General features: G+C 38.9%; 16 protein-coding genes. 3 read left to right on the top strand and 13 right to left on the bottom strand.

What is annotated here, in order from left to right:
- Window positions 1–12: 12 nt before the first annotated feature.
- From J7E77_RS03965 to J7E77_RS03955, 3 genes are read right to left on the bottom strand one after another with little or no spacing between them, the layout of a single operon-like run.
- Window positions 13–678 carry a 3-oxoacid CoA-transferase subunit B gene (locus tag J7E77_RS03965; protein ID WP_214712531.1) on the bottom strand — a complete coding sequence of 222 codons (666 nt, stop codon included), beginning with the start codon at window positions 676–678 and terminating at the stop codon, window positions 13–15.
- Complete coding sequence (locus J7E77_RS03960; protein ID WP_214712529.1) at window positions 663–1,355, bottom strand: CoA transferase subunit A; 693 nt, start codon at window positions 1,353–1,355, stop codon at window positions 663–665. The genes J7E77_RS03965 and J7E77_RS03960 overlap by 16 nt, the downstream gene beginning before the upstream one ends.
- A gap of 5 nt (window positions 1,356–1,360) precedes the next feature.
- Window positions 1,361–2,707 (bottom strand): aspartate aminotransferase family protein, encoded by a 1,347-nt coding sequence (locus J7E77_RS03955; RefSeq protein WP_214712527.1) that lies wholly within the window; start codon window positions 2,705–2,707, stop codon window positions 1,361–1,363.
- 122 nt (window positions 2,708–2,829) lie between these two features.
- Between J7E77_RS03955 and J7E77_RS03950 the strand changes: the two genes are divergently transcribed.
- Entirely contained in the window at window positions 2,830–4,182 is a 1,353-nt protein-coding gene (locus J7E77_RS03950; RefSeq protein WP_374102944.1) for a TrkH family potassium uptake protein, read from the top strand.
- 167 nt (window positions 4,183–4,349) lie between these two features.
- Here the strand turns inward: J7E77_RS03950 and J7E77_RS03945 are convergent, their stop codons facing one another.
- Both J7E77_RS03945 and J7E77_RS03940 read right to left on the bottom strand, forming a co-directional pair.
- Complete coding sequence (locus tag J7E77_RS03945; protein ID WP_214712524.1) at window positions 4,350–5,816, bottom strand: NAD(P)/FAD-dependent oxidoreductase; 1,467 nt, start codon at window positions 5,814–5,816, stop codon at window positions 4,350–4,352.
- A 188-nt stretch (window positions 5,817–6,004) separates the two neighbouring features.
- Complete coding sequence (locus tag J7E77_RS03940; protein ID WP_214712521.1) at window positions 6,005–6,136, bottom strand: YjcZ family sporulation protein; 132 nt, start codon at window positions 6,134–6,136, stop codon at window positions 6,005–6,007.
- A 118-nt stretch (window positions 6,137–6,254) separates the two neighbouring features.
- On the opposite strand from J7E77_RS03940, the gene J7E77_RS03935 reads away from it, so the two are divergent.
- Window positions 6,255–6,845 (top strand): DUF502 domain-containing protein, encoded by a 591-nt coding sequence (locus tag J7E77_RS03935; protein WP_214712520.1) that lies wholly within the window; start codon window positions 6,255–6,257, stop codon window positions 6,843–6,845.
- Window positions 6,846–6,866: 21 nt separating this feature from the next.
- On the opposite strand, the gene msrB is transcribed toward J7E77_RS03935, so the two are convergent.
- From msrB to rsgA, 3 genes are all read right to left on the bottom strand, one after another.
- Window positions 6,867–7,307 (bottom strand): peptide-methionine (R)-S-oxide reductase MsrB, encoded by a 441-nt coding sequence (msrB, locus tag J7E77_RS03930; RefSeq protein WP_214712519.1) that lies wholly within the window; start codon window positions 7,305–7,307, stop codon window positions 6,867–6,869.
- Window positions 7,297–7,788, bottom strand: a complete 492-nt coding sequence (msrA, locus tag J7E77_RS03925; RefSeq protein WP_374102943.1) for a peptide-methionine (S)-S-oxide reductase MsrA — start codon at window positions 7,786–7,788, stop codon at window positions 7,297–7,299. The genes msrB and msrA overlap by 11 nt, the downstream gene beginning before the upstream one ends.
- Window positions 7,789–8,024: 236 nt before the next feature.
- Window positions 8,025–9,092, bottom strand: a complete 1,068-nt coding sequence (gene rsgA / locus J7E77_RS03920) for a ribosome small subunit-dependent GTPase A (RefSeq protein ID WP_214712517.1) — start codon at window positions 9,090–9,092, stop codon at window positions 8,025–8,027.
- Window positions 9,093–9,435: 343 nt separating this feature from the next.
- Between rsgA and J7E77_RS03915 the strand changes: the two genes are divergently transcribed.
- Window positions 9,436–10,188: a DUF4397 domain-containing protein gene (locus tag J7E77_RS03915; RefSeq protein ID WP_214712516.1), complete on the top strand. Its 753-nt coding sequence runs from the start codon at window positions 9,436–9,438 to the stop codon at window positions 10,186–10,188.
- A gap of 29 nt (window positions 10,189–10,217) precedes the next feature.
- On the opposite strand, the gene J7E77_RS03910 is transcribed toward J7E77_RS03915, so the two are convergent.
- The 5 genes from J7E77_RS03910 to J7E77_RS03890 form a co-directional block, all read right to left on the bottom strand.
- Window positions 10,218–10,796 carry a YpmS family protein gene (locus J7E77_RS03910; RefSeq protein WP_214712513.1) on the bottom strand — a complete coding sequence of 193 codons (579 nt, stop codon included), beginning with the start codon at window positions 10,794–10,796 and terminating at the stop codon, window positions 10,218–10,220.
- Window positions 10,797–11,621 carry an SGNH/GDSL hydrolase family protein gene (locus J7E77_RS03905; RefSeq protein ID WP_214712512.1) on the bottom strand — a complete coding sequence of 275 codons (825 nt, stop codon included), beginning with the start codon at window positions 11,619–11,621 and terminating at the stop codon, window positions 10,797–10,799. It lies immediately after the preceding gene.
- Window positions 11,622–11,732: 111 nt separating this feature from the next.
- Window positions 11,733–12,311, bottom strand: a complete 579-nt coding sequence (locus J7E77_RS03900) for an SCO family protein (protein WP_214712508.1) — start codon at window positions 12,309–12,311, stop codon at window positions 11,733–11,735.
- 81 nt (window positions 12,312–12,392) lie between these two features.
- Window positions 12,393–13,559, bottom strand: coding sequence for a Ger(x)C family spore germination protein (locus J7E77_RS03895; protein ID WP_214712506.1), 1,167 nt, complete (start codon window positions 13,557–13,559; stop codon window positions 12,393–12,395).
- Window positions 13,543–14,664: a GerAB/ArcD/ProY family transporter gene (locus tag J7E77_RS03890; RefSeq protein ID WP_214712504.1), complete on the bottom strand. Its 1,122-nt coding sequence runs from the start codon at window positions 14,662–14,664 to the stop codon at window positions 13,543–13,545. The genes J7E77_RS03895 and J7E77_RS03890 overlap by 17 nt, the downstream gene beginning before the upstream one ends.
- Window positions 14,665–14,674: the final 10 nt, after the last annotated feature.

The following is a 14,674-nucleotide window of genomic DNA, read 5'->3' as shown; positions in this document are numbered from 1 at the left end:
AAATGATTCAGCTTAATACGGAATCATACGAACAGTTTCCCGTATCTTAAATTCGCACCCGGTTTTGTTGACAACAGTTTCTAAACTGTAGGGCGCAAACAATTCTGTTAATAGTAAACCTTCTTCAGATACACTGAAAACAGCTAGATCAGTGATAATTAAATCGACACAGGCTGATGATGTTAATGGTAACGTGCATGATGTGACAATTTTGGGTCTACCTTGTTTATCACAATGATTCATGACAACAATGACTTTCTTAGCTTTTTGAGCAAGTTCCATCGCTCCGCCCATCCCTGGAACCTTCTTTCCTGGGACTATCCAGTTAGCAAGGTCGCCCTTTTTACTGACCTCTAGCGATCCTAAAATCGTTATATCCACTCTGCCCCGGCGAATCATTCCAAAAGAGATTCCACTATCACAATAAGATCCGCCCTTGTTTAGCGTGACTGGAAAACCTCCTGCATTACATAAGTTTTCATCTTCTTCTCCCTTTACTGGGGTAGGTCCCATGCCGGTAATGCCGTTTTCAGCGTGAAACATCACATTTGTCTCGGTTGATAGATGGTTCGGAACGAGCGATGGAATCCCAATTCCAAGGTTGACAACCATTCCCGTTTGAATTTCCTCTGCAGCCCTTTTAGCCATTTGATTTCTCATATCTACTGCCATGCCCATTTCCAATTCACCCCCTTAGATGGAATGACATAATCTACAAACACTCCTGGCGTAATGATGGCATCGGGGTCAAGACTACCAAGCGGGACAATTTCCTCTACTTCTGCTATCGTGATATCCCCTGCCATAGCAACGAGCGGATTTGTATTGCGGGCACTTTTGTCATAAATTAAATTCCCATACTCATCTGCCTTTTTCGCATAAACAATCGACACCTCAGCCGTTAAAGCTGTTTCAACAAGAAACTTCTTATCTCCTAGAGTAAAAAATGGTTTGTTTTTCGTAACCATTTCATTGTCTGTACCGATATCTGACAATATCGCTGGCAGGCCAACACCTCCCGCACGTATTCTTTCTGCTAATATTCCCTGCGGTGAAAACTCTACCTCCAGCTTTCCCTCATGCATGAACTGTCCAGCAAAGGGATTGGAGCCAATATGAGAAGCAATTACTTTCGCTGCCCTTTGTTGACTGACTAATTTCCCTATGCCAATTTGCGGGAATCCCGTGTCGTTCCCAATCAAAGTAATATTACGAACTCCTTTTTCAAGAATACCTTCGATTAATGCCGGTGGAGAGCCGACCCCGCCAAACCCGCCAAACATCAATGTCATTCCGTCATGAAAATATTCCATAACAGCTGCTAAGGTTGTAATTTTTCTGAATGGATTTTCCATTTACATCACCCCTTCCCTTCATTCAATTGGTTAGAAAGATCTTCAAATGTTTCTTTTAATAAGTGGACCAATTCCTCCATTTCTTTTTGAGTGATAGTAAGAGGAGGAGAAATAATAATAGAGTCTCCGTTTATCCCATCAATGCCAGCACCAGCTGGATAAACAAGCAGTCCTTTTTCCTTTGCAAGAGCTACAATCCTTTGTGTAATCTGGGCGTTTCTAGGGTAGGGTGTTTTGGATTCTACTTGTTGGACAAACTCTATTCCCAGTAACAGCCCTTTGCCGCGGATATCACCAATAAACGTGAAAAGTGGTTTTAATCCTTCAAGTTGTGCTCTTAAATAGGCACCTTTACTTTCAACCTCCTGCATAATATTGTTTTGTTCTAAATATTCGAGAACAGCTAAGGCAGTTGCACAAGCCTGTGGATTGGCACTTAAGGTATGTCCGCTCATGACCACCTTTGTTCCTGCCATTATCGGCTCGATGACTTTTTCGGTTGCAATAGCAGCTGCAATCGGTGCGTAGCCTGCACCCATCCCTTTTCCTAATGCGACAATATCAGGATTGATTCCCCACTGTTCACTCGCAAGCATTGTGCCAGTCCTGCCACACCCAGTCATGACTTCATCAGCGATAAAAAGAATGTCATAATCCTCACAGATTTTCTTTATGACCTTGTAGTAATCTTTTGGCGGGGCAATTGCTCCGCCTGCAGCTCCGATGACGGGTTCTGCGATAAAAGCGGCGATTTGTTCGGCGCCAATCCGCTTAATAGCTGTTTCTAATTCATGGGCACATAAATAGCCACAGTTAGGTGCCTCGAGGTTATAAGGGCAACGGTAGCAATACGGGGGATTAATGACAGGGAAATCCTCTAAAAGTGGAACAAATCTTGCTCTCCTCCCTGTATGACCTGACATCGAAAGCGCACCTAGGGTAATCCCGTGGTAGCTTACCCATCTTGATAAAACCTTGGTTTTCGTTTGAACACCCTTTTCCTGCCAATATTGAATCGCCATTTTCATGGCCGTTTCAGTTGCTTCAGAACCGCTGTTAACGAAAAAACACCAATTGAGATCTCCTGACAGCATGTTTGCAATTTTTTTCGCTAAATTTTCAGCAGCTTCACTCGTAAATTGTGATCGATACACAAACGAAACTTTTTTTGCTTGTTCATCCATTGCTTCAATAATCTCTGTTACACCATGACCAATATTGGCAGTTACAGCGCCGGAAGCAGCATCTAAATACCTTTTTCCATCCATATCAAATAAATAAATTCCTTTGCCGTAGTCAATCACAGGGTAAATGTCATCGAGTATTGGCTTTATTAGAAACGAATGATCCATATGGAAACACTTCCTTATTAAATTAGGCAGGCCTTATAGAAATTGTATGAACTTTTACTTTTCAAGATGATTAATATAAAATTACTTTTAGAATTACAGAAGGAAAGGATCCTATGAACACAATAAAAAAAATAAAGTTAAAAACGAAAGATATTTCAACCATTCAATTAATCGTTATTTTTTATTTATCCGCATTAATCGTTTCTACTCTTTTATTAAAAATCCCAATGGCTCACCGTCCAAATGTTTCGCTAAGTTTTATTGATGCGATGTTTACCTCTGCTAGTGCGATCAGTGTAACCGGTTTAAGTGTCATTTCAATTAAGGATACCTTTAGTAACTTTGGAATCTTTCTCTTATGCTTAATTCTGCAATTGGGAGGCTTAGGGGTTATGTCCTTAAGTACATTCCTATGGATTATGCTGGGTAAAAAAGTAGGCTTAAAAGAAAGACAACTGATTATGATTGATCAAAATCAATCCAACTTGGCTGGTTTGGTCCAGCTGGCAAAACGGATCCTGATTATCTTTATTTCGTTTGAATTTGTGGGGGGAATTATCTTAGGGATTCGCTTTTTAAACTATTTCGAAAGCCCATTGTCTGCTTTTAAACATGGATTTTTTTCATCCATCAGCGCCACTACCAATGCGGGATTCGATCTGACGGATGCGTCACTCAGTCCATATAGTGAGGATTATTTTGTTCAGACGATAATAATTTTGTTGATGATTGTTGGGGCAATTGGCTTTCCCGTGATGGTTGAGGTTTTTGAATTCTTTTTAAACCTAAATCGAAGGAAGAAATTTCATTTCACCTTATATACTAAGTTAACCACGATAACGTTTGTCCTCCTTACCATAGTAGGTGCATTTTTGATTTACTGTTTTGATAGTCAACACTTTTTTTCTGATAAAAATTGGCATGAATCCTTTTTCTACTCTTTATTTAATTCCGTAACAACTAAAAGTGCTGGATTAGCAACAATGGATATCAATGATTTTACTCCGAGTAACCAACTTTTCCTGTCGATATTAATGTTTATTGGCGGTTCACCGAGTAGTGCGAGCGGGGGCATACGAACCACCACGTTTGCCATCGTTATTTTAGCGATCATATTTTACGCACAAGGAAAAAGCTCGATCAAAATCTTTAGACGTGAACTGCTAAGTGAGGATGTCCTTAAATCATTTATCGTGATCGCGACCGGAGCATTTTTATGTTTGTTCTCCATTTTAATCCTATCGATTACAGAACATGGCACTGTGATAGAGGTTATTTTCGAAGTATCTTCTGCTTTTGGCACCAATGGATTATCATTGGGCTTAACACCACGACTTACTACCTTTGGACAAATACTCATCATTATCCTGATGTTTATTGGAAGAGTAGGCATTGTTACCTGTTTACTTATCTTAAGAGGCAAAGGCAGCAAGGAAAAGTTCAACTACCCGAAAGAAAAAGTAACGATTGGGTAAGGCATTAAGTGGAGGAGTAAAAATCCCCCTCATGATGCAGTTCATGCGGACAGCTATCTGAAGAATTAGGCCTTTCTTGTCCTCATGGGGCCTTCATGCGGACAAATATAAAAAGTATTTGCAAGTTTCGCACACTCCAAAAAAAATAACCCGCAAAAATTTGCGGGTTAGACAAGAATGGTTTCCTGTGTTCGTTCAGTTTTTGCTTTTTTTATAATGTCTCGAGCAATCCAGACGCCGCATGCACTTGCTTGTGCAAGACCACGGGTAATCCCCGCTCCATCGCCACCGACATAAAGTCCGCTGATTTCCGATTCAAAACGGTCGTTTAAGCGTGGTCGCGCCGAATAGAACTTAGCCTCAACACCGTAGAACAAGGTATGCTCTGAAGCAAGTCCTGGTGTCACCTGATTCAACGCCTCGGTCATTTCTATTAAGCTTTTTAATGTATTATAGGGAAGAACTAACCCAAGATCACCGGGGACAGCCTCTTTTAATGTCGGCTCAAGGAAACCTTCCTTAACCCTTTTTGCAGTAGATCTTCTGCCCTTTAAAATATCTCCGTATTTTTGGACGATTAGTCCGCCATTTGAAAGGCTGTTTGCTAAGCGGGAAATTTCATGTGCATACTCATTCGGCTTATCAAATGGATCTGAAAACGTATGGGAAACAAGTAAGGCAAAGTTTGTGTTCGGACTGCCAAGTTTCGGATCTTTATAGGCATGTCCGTTGGCAAGCATAATCCCGGAATGATTTTCAACCACCACATGCCCAGATGGGTTACTGCAAAATGTTCGTACAGTTGTCCCAACCGATGTATTAAAAATAAATTTCCCTTCATACAAATGCTCATTGATTTCCTGCATGACAATATTGGATGTTTCAACACGAACACCTATATCTACTTGGTTACTTATCATGTGTAATCTGCGCGATTTTAAGATACCAGAAAGCCATTTAGAGCCATCTCGGCCTGGTGTAATGACCACCTTATCCGCATAAATATTTTGGTCCCCTTTTAGATTAATTCCTTTCACCACAAGCCCATCTGTTGTTTTTTCAGTTATTAAATCCACAACTTCTGTTTTATAAGACATTTCAATCTTTGTCTTTAAGTATTCGTAGATACTTTTCATGATTTCAAGATTTTGTTCAGTCCCTAGATGGCGTACCTGTGCACGTAACAACTTTAATCCAGCAGCATAACCGCGGCGTTCGATGTTTTTTACTTCATCTGTTAATGGGTCAGTAATGCTCGTGGTTGCACCATGCTGTAAGTTGATTTCATCAACATAACGAATTAACTCAACTACCTGAGAATCCGGAAGATAATCTGTCATCCAGCCGCCAAATTCACTTGTGATATTAAACTTTCCGTCCGAATAAGCACCTGCTCCACCAAAACCATTTGTAATCGAACATGCAGGAAGACACCCAGCAAATTCTTTTCTCCCAGCTGCCGGTGGACATTTCTCAATTTTCTTTTGTAAAATCGGGCAATTTCTCCGATAAATATCATGTCCTTTATCCACTAATAGAACCTTTGCGTTCGGCATTTTTAGTGTCAGTTCATAGCAGGCAAATATCCCTGCAGGGCCAGCACCCACTACTATCACATCATATCTCGTATCCATTGTCCAATTACCTCCAAAGTCATTTTACTCAACATTTGTAAATATATCAGACTATTTTTGTCTCGTCAACAATAAATACGAACTATTTATCAAAAAAATATTCCATCGTTCGGATTTCACTCATTTGTCAGAAAATTATATAAAATAGAAACGGCTGACTCGTTTTGAGTCAGCCTTTATTTCATAATTTAATAGCCCCAGCTTGCCCCGATAATGATTAATAAGATAAACAGGACAACAATTAACGCAAATCCACTGCCGATTCCGCAACCTCCTACAGGGTATGCAGGGTAACCACAACCACCATGTCCGTAATACATACACTTCACTCCTCACGAAATTGTTTCTTAACACTGTTACTTTATGTAGTAGGTACTTGACCCGTATGTGCATTCGCCTATATTATGTAATACAATGATAAAAATTGTAGGTGAAACGATGAAATCCATTTTGAAAAACTTTATTAACGGTATTTTAACAATTGTTCCTATCATCCTTGTGATCTATGTCATTTACAAAACGTTTCTATTCTTAGACGGTTTACTAGGTAACACACTGAAGCCTTATTTAAAGGAAGATTATATCCCTGGGATTGGCTTACTAACAACCATCATTTTAATTACTGTTTTAGGCTGGCTATCTACGAAATATATATCGGGGAAAATCATCCGCTTGATCGATATTCTTCTAGACAAGATTCCAGTTGTCAAAACCATCTATTCTGTTATTAAAGACACCGTCCAATCCTTTCTTGGCGAGAAAAAATCTTTCTCTAAGGTCGCCCTGGTTGTTATCCCAGGAACAGAAATGCGCAGCCTGGGGTTTATTACTTCTGAACAATTAGAGGAATTTTATTCTCCTCTAAAGGACCATGTGGCTGTCTATATCCCGCAAACATTCCAGGTGGCCGGGTTTACCTTTCTTATACCAAAGGAACAAGTAGAAATTATCGACGTCAAACCCGAGGAAGCAATGAAATTTGTCTTATCGGGCGGAATGACTTCAAGCTCAAAACAAAAGGTAAAATAAAAAAGCCGCAATCGCGGCTTTTTATTTTTCTCCGAAAAGTTTCGTGAATTCCTCGTATCCTTCCTTTTCGAGTTCATCTTTTGGAATAAATCGTAACGCAGCAGAGTTGATACAATAACGCAATCCAGTTGGGTCTGGTCCGTCATTAAAGACGTGACCTAAATGGGAATCGGCTGATTTACTCCTTACTTCTGTCCGAGTCATATAATGACTGAAATCAGCTTTTTCAATCACTTCTTCGTCTTGAATCGGTTTAGTGAAGCTTGGCCAGCCGCAGCCGGCATCGAATTTATCCAACGAACTAAACAGCGGCTTCCCAGAAACAAGATCTACATAAATCCCCTCTCTCGTTTCATTCCAATATTCATTTCGAAACGGGGGTTCTGTGCCATTATTTTGTGTGACTTCATACTGGATCGGTGTTAATTCCTTTGTTAACTGTTCTACATCCTTATTTTTCATTTTTCTCCCCCCAATGACTTTGAATAAAGCCGGCGCGACCCGAGCCTACATGATAGGATTCATAATGGGTCCGATTTTTCTTATAGTACTGTTGATGATATTCTTCAGCCGGATAAAAGGTCTGTGCTGGCAAGATTGGTGTAACAATCGGTTTGTGAAAACGGCCGCTTTCTTGTAGTTCTTGCTTGGATTGTTCGGCAAGCCTTTTTTGTGTGCCATCATGGTAGAAAATTGCCGTTTGATACGATTGCCCTCGATCATAGAATTGGCCGCCCGGGTCGGTTGGGTCAATTTGCTGCCAAAATAACTCCAATAGTTTTTCATAAGGAAAAATCTCTGGATCATAGGTGATTTGGACGGCTTCAAAATGGCCCGTAGTATCCGTACAAACTTGTTGATATGTCGGGTTTTCTACGGTTCCCCCTGTATAGCCTGAAATAACACTTTTAATTCCGGGCTGTTCATCAAATGGTTTCACCATACACCAAAAACAGCCGCCGGCAAACGTTGCAACTTGATTTGTTTTTTCCAAGTTCCCACACCCCTTTAACTTTATTTCACTTTGAGTATGAGTATACAGAATGTTTTAGGAAAAATAAAATCTCTTGACTGAAAGAAGGGCGGAGTCCTCTAAACGCTGGGCCTGGAGCTAGACAATAATAAAAGGCTAAACAAGTCACGGTCGACATCGACCTAACTTGTTCAGCCTTTCCTATTTTAATAGCTCTTTCGCTGCTTCATCTGTTTGTTTATATTTTTCCATTGTTTTTTAACTTCTGCTTGTGCACGTTTATCAGCTTTCCTTTCGATAAACGCCAACTCCTTTTGCAGCTTGTTGTAGCTTGCCAGCCGCTCAGCCGCAACCACTCCTTCTTCAATTGCCTTCACCACAGCACAGCCGGGCTCATTCTTATGCTGACAATCTCGGTAGCGACACTGGGTAGCTAATTCTTCAATTTCTGAAAAGGTCTCTGTTAAACCGTCTGAGCTTTCCCAAAGCTGCAGTTCCCTCATTCCTGGGGTATCAATCAAAACACTGCCATTCGGGAGAAGGATTAGTTCACGGTGGGTAGTTGTATGACGCCCTTTATCATCTGCCATTCGAATATCCTGAACTAGCTGTTTCTCCTCACCTAAGAGACGATTCGTTAAAGTCGATTTCCCAACCCCTGAAGAACCAAGCAAGGCAATTGTTTTTCCTGGCTTCAAGAAAGGTCCTAGTTCCTCAAATCCGGTCATCGTTTCGGCACTTACTGCAATAACTGGAACCCCACCAAAGCTAATCGCTTCAACCTCAGCCAGCATATTATCGAGATCCTGACAAAGGTCTGCCTTACTTAAAACAATAACTGGGTTTGCCCCACTTTCCCAAGCAAGCAAAAGGTAGCGTTCGATTCTTCTTAGATTCAAATCTTCATTCAGTGAATTTACGAGAAAGACAGTGTCGACATTGGTCGCAATGATTTGCTCTTGTGCGGTAAGACCAGCTGATTTTCTCGAGAACTTACTTTTTCGCGGCATGATGGCCAAAATGGTGCCTTTTCCTTCGTTACTCCTCGGCATTAGCGCAACCCAATCACCTACAGCTGGGAAGTCCTCTCTGTTAAGGGCATTGAAGCTAAACCTGCCCGATACCTCACATAATAATTCACCCTGTTCTGTCCACACCCTATACACTCGTTTGTGCTCGAGTGCCACACGGCCAAGAATCATCTCATCATTTGTATTTAATTTATGAAAATCATTTTTTACAGTTTCATTTAAACCCATTGCTTCTAAATTCATCTTTATTCCTCCAGCGAATCATTATTTTTTCATAATAAAAAACCATAGGCACACACAGCCCATGGTTTTATTCGCATAATGGAATATAGGGTACAAAGGGTCCCTAACAGGAAAATCTTTGGGCTGTGCAAACAACAATATTCAAATTACGGTTTGGAATCATCGATTCAATTGCCATTGCACTTCACCCACTTTCAATCATATTTGTTATCAGTATATGTGTAATATTCCCATTTGTAAATAAAAAATGAAAAATTTCCAAATTACTGCGATATAAGTTAGACACCTACCTATTTAAGCTTGAATAAATTATGGTGTAATCCATTAGATAGGAGTTGATAAAATGTCCGAGAAAAGAACTCATTCCGATTATCTTCAAAAAGCGGCGATGTATGAATTGTTAGCTCAATTTTATAAATACTCATTTCCAAACTTACACATGCAGTATTATTTAAAACATATAAAATACATGAATAAAGCGATGAACTTCATGCGTACCAATTCCCAACCAATACAATTACAAGCGAAGGTGCGTTTCCTTCACACCTCCCCAGATTCCCCGAACATTGATATTTATATAGACGGGAAACGAGTGATAAGGGACTTACCATTTAAAAAGGTAAGTATGATTCTGTCATTACCTGCTGGAAAACATCATATTGACATTTACCCAACGGGAAACATGGTGGACAGCGTTTTAAATAAAACGATTACTGTTGAACCTGGAAAATCCTATACACTTGCTGCAATTGACTCTGTTAAGAAATTGCGCCTGCTCGTGTTTCAGAATCAACCATCAGTACCAAGAAATGAATCGAAGGTTCGCTTTATCCACTTATCACCAGATACTTCGCCACTAGATATTGCAGTCAAAGACCGAGATGTGATTTTCCCAAATGTTTCTTATAAGCAGGCAACCCAATATTTAGGGTTAACACCGATGACAGTCGATTTGGAAGCAAGGGCAACTGGCAGTAAGACCATACTTCTACCCCTGCCGAAGGTTCAATTTATGGCGAATGAAAGCTACACAATTGTTTTTATTGGCTTAGCCAATGGTCAACCAGAATTCCAATTCATCACTATCAAGGAATAAAAAACAGGTGCCTCCTAGTGATGAGGCGCCTATTTCACTGGTACTAAAATCGTAAAGGTAATATCATCCTTCTTTAAATCAAATATATCTGCCTTTATTCTTATATCACTTTTTTGTTTTAACTGTTGCATATTAACATAAATAAGTTTATCTTTAGGTCTTATGTCGACTCCCTTTGGAATCTTATAATTTTTGCTAATAAAATTTAGGACGTACGAAATGGGGAGATGTAAACTGCCGATTGTCATTGATTTCTGACTTAAAACCAAATCACCATTTTCAAGTGCCTTAGGCTCGAAGGTTAACCTCATATTCAATTCCTCACTAAAGAAGGGCAAGGTACCATATAATTCAACCTCATCTCCCAAAATGATTCGATAATCAATCGGTGAATCAGCGGCCTCTTCCTTTAAATAATGATTGATGAGTTTATTTAAATCATTCTTATTTGAATTAACATGAAAGGAAACATGTTCACCCATTGGCACATTCAATTTGCTCGTTTGCCGGCCATCCGACGGGAACATGACCAGCGACAACATAACAATAGCGAACAATAGGTTGATTCCTATCAACAGCAGGAATCCAATTTTCCATTTGTTTTTCATCTAATTCTCCTCTGTATTGACCATATATGGCGTTTTGTCCAATTCAGGTAATACTTGTTCTTCTAATGTCTTGTTCAACCTTTGCGCAATCAACTCATAGCCTTTGTCATTTGGATGAAAATTATCTGTAAATAATAAATTTTCGTTAGAATTTAAAAACATGTCTTCTATCGAGACAAAATAGGCATTGGGGTAATTAGCAACCACCCTTTGACCAGCCTTATTCCAATCAGCAACAATCTCATCCAACTCTTTAATTTCTGAAAACCATTTAGAAAATGGATTATATAACCCCACTAATACAACCTGGGTATGGGAATTTTCCTCAATGATAACCTCGATAATTTGCTTTAAATGAGTTCGATAGGATTCTTTTTCGGTGGTAAACGTGGAAAGTTGAAGGTTTTCAATATTGTCCTTGACGACTTTCATTATGTCGTTTCCACCTATCGTTAGAATAACAAGATCTGTCTTTTGTATCACAGCTTTCATTTCTGGCGTTTTCAATCGTTTTAAAAGTTGAGTTGTCCGATTACCTTTTACGCCATAATTATAGAAATCAACTTCTTTTATACCTTTTTCTTTTTCAAGCATTGTTTCTAAATATGGCAAGTAGCCGCCTTTGTTTGTACTATCACCTACCCCTTGGGTAAGTGAATCGCCTGCTGATAAAACTGTTAATTTGCGGGGGACGAAGTCAGCGGGAACTTGTGCAAATGCCTGTGCAGCTGTTTTCTTTTCAGAATGTAACGCCCATTGGTCAACTTGATTACAAGAACAAAGGAATAATACCGTGAGAATTAGAAGGGGGAAGAGCTTTTTCATCTTAAATTCACCTGCCTTCTAAATTATAATTATTATAACACGGCTTGAATCATTCAAAACAATATGTACTATATCCTATTCCTGCCAAAAAAAATAGACCTGTCCGAAGGTCTATTGTAATGCTTTCATATCATGAATTATTTCATCAAAGGGAACATCCTTGTAACCATCATAGGATTTTTTAATATGTCCTTCTTGGTCTACTAAATATAGAGAGGTCCCATGAATCACTTGATTACCCTCGACAGGTTTTTTGACAAGTGCTTTATAATTTTTCAGGGCGAAGTTTTCAATAAACTCCTGCGAGTATCCAGTCACAAAGGTCCAATTTTTAAAATCCACTTGGAATTGTTCCCCATAACGGGTTAATACTTCAGGGGTATCGACAACTGGATCGACACTGAAGGAGACCAATTCAACATTCTTCAAGCCTTCATCCTTGACCATTTTTTGTAATTTTGTCAAGTTAGAAGTCATCGGGGGACAAACATCTGCACAGCTTGTAAAAATAAAGTCTGAAATCCATACCTTACCCTTTAAATCCTTTAATCCAAAGGATTTATTGTCTTGATTTGTAGCTGTAAAGTCCTTAATTGGCCAGTCGACGGAATTTTCTATTTCTTTTTGTCCACATGCCGACATAATGAGTGTTGTAAGAACTAAGACCACTACTAAAAACCGAGCTTTCATACCATCACCTGCAACCTTTTTTCTATTCCATATCGTGAATAGTTTAACAAAGATTTGAAAAAGAAGAAAGGAATTGGTTTGTTAATCGATTACACCTGTTCGTTCAATCGTATTCTTTACATGGACATCGAAGGTAACGTCCTTATATTTCCTGTCCCACTCCTCCTTCGTGATCGTTTTGCCTCTTAAATGGGCTTCGTATTCATTTCCAAAACCGATTGGGTCAATATCTAGTTTCTTAAAATGAAGAAGTAACCCTTCTATTTTCTTTTTCATCGTCTCATCGAACTTTTTTTCAAGAAACTTTACTGATTCTGGTTTACCTAAATCTAAGGCTTCGGTCATTTCTAATACCCTTGAATCTAATTCTACATCCACTCTAAAACGGAGGTTTTTTTTATCGACTAATTTAATTTTAGTCTTACTCCGAATGTTATCAATGCTGACATATATTTTACTGAAAATTGGTTTGTTAATGTAATTTTCATTTTTTAAGATAATTTTTTTTAATTGATCTGTCTTATACCCCATTTCTTTTGTACCAGCTTTATATTTATCAACTAATATTTTTAAATAAAAAAGATCCCCTTGCTTTAATTCATCAACTAAACGGTCATCTTTAAAAAGACCCACACCAGAAATAATAACATCTTTCCCCTTAATTTTAAGGATAGGAAGAACAGGATCCTTCCCAATATCATAATAATTATGGTTAAACTCATGCAGGGTCGGGGAAATAATTTGTTCACCCTCTACATTTTGTTTAATTAAATTATACATATATGTACCAAGGTTTAGTCTCCCTTTATTATTAGTTTCTATTTCCATAATTTCTGAAGCGGATTTATCAGCAATCGTTAAATAGACCATGTTCCCAATGGCGGCATCACGATTCAACGTGTCGACAAGCTGGATAATTCCTTTTTTGGCAAGCTCTCTACTGTAGACAACCGAACGGAGCTGACCAGAAACAAGCTTTTGGTTTGATTGAAGATTTTCTTGTTGTCTTAATCCTTTGCTTGTTTTTGCCACAGAAGTGATTACTTTTGTGGCAGATTGGGTCATCGGATCAAATTTTTGAACGACTACCGTTCCTCTAATTTGATTTGTCCCTTCCATATCATACCCTGAGGTTGTAATTAGTCCTAATTTTTCAAGAGGCTTTTGTTCAACACAACCAGCACTGATAACTATCGTCATCGACCAAACCAACAATAGTCTATGTCTGCTATTATGAAGCTTCCGCACTTGATTTCTTCCTCCTTAGGAACCATTTTTTAACCAAAACGAGCACTGAAAGAAGTACAGGATAACAGAAGGCAGATAAAAAGCCGAGATGAGCAACAAAATCAGTCATTTCACCCATTTGATACCTTGCTTTGATAAAGAATGAACCCACCCAAACAAGGAAGCCAAGGATCCATATCCCATGATTTTGTTTCCAATTTATGATCCGCTTAAATCCCTTAGATGCAGCCCATAAATAACAGCACATGTTAGGCAAGATGACTAACATCCAAAAAGAAACGGCAATAAATTCAAACCGTTCTAAGTTTGGTAACCTAACGATTTTAAACATTGATAAGACAGGCCAAATAGTCCGAGCCAACCCATTTTCAGCAAAGAATGTTATGGATATCATTGTAATCAACGTGAAAAGAATTGTTGTAAATAAATTCCCTAATTGCGAGTACAGAAAAACCTTTTTTTTATCTTTCACATATGGATATAAGAACATAAGTAGTTCAAAGCCCATTAGCGAAAAGGATGTTTTATGTATACCATTCACAATATGCTTCAAATCTGTATTTAAAAGAGGAAGCAGATTCTTAGGGTCTGCATACTGCATCGGCACGATAAGGATAAAGATCATCCAAAGAGTCCCTACTACAGAAATAAAAGCAACTCCGACTATGATACGAATGCCGCCATTAACGGCATAGATTGTTAAAAGGATTAGCGCAAGAGAGAGTTGCCATGTTGGTAAGTCAGGAAAAATCCATACTTGAACAATTTCAATATAATTCATGTGGATGACAAAAAAACTTAAGGTCATATAAAGCATATAAAAAATGTTCATGGCATTCCCAAGCCATTTTCCAAGTACATCTACCTGGATTCCATATAAATCAGCACTATCATATTTTTTCAGCATTAAAACTATCATCGCTAAGACAACGGCTGATAAGACTCCCCCGAGAAAAACAGATATCCAAGCATCATGTTTTGCTGCCAAGAATACAATCCTCGGTAATCCAACAATTCCTACGCCAGTTTGAGCAGCATTAATAAAAAACATGACTAGGAATGCATTAATCAATAATCCTTCCTTTGGCTGCAAATTCACTTTCATCCTGACCGCC

The organism is Bacillus sp. ISL-77, from assembly GCF_018613105.1.
This window is presented reverse-complemented; position numbering and strand designations above follow the sequence as displayed.